Genomic DNA, 295 nt, shown 5'->3' with positions numbered 1-295 from the left:
GGCGGAGCCGATCCGCTCCCACAGCACCCCCGCGACGACGCTCGCCACCAGCATGGCGATGCCGGTGGCGAGATTGAACAGGCCGAAGGCGGAGCCCCGCAGCGTCGCGGGCGCGTGCTGGGCAACCAGCTTGGCGAGCAGGCCCTGCGTGAGCGCCATGTGCGCGCCCCACAAGGCGATGCCGAGAAAGGCGCCCCACAGCCCCGGTGCGAAGGCCAGCATCAGGTCCGCGCCGATGAGGACCGCCAGCCCCACCAGCAGCAGGCGCGTGGGCGAGGCCTGGTCGGACCAGGCG

The 295-nt window shown here is 73.6% G+C and carries 1 pseudogene; it reads right to left on the bottom strand.

Going from position 1 to position 295, the window contains the following annotated elements:
* A pseudogene (locus V5F48_RS25110) lies at positions 1 to 295 on the bottom strand (MFS transporter); the annotation flags it as partial.

The organism is Xanthobacter autotrophicus ATCC 700552 (genome assembly GCF_043194565.1).
GTDB classification, from domain to species: Bacteria; Pseudomonadota; Alphaproteobacteria; order Rhizobiales; family Xanthobacteraceae; genus Xanthobacter; species Xanthobacter autotrophicus_F.
This window is presented reverse-complemented; position numbering and strand designations above follow the sequence as displayed.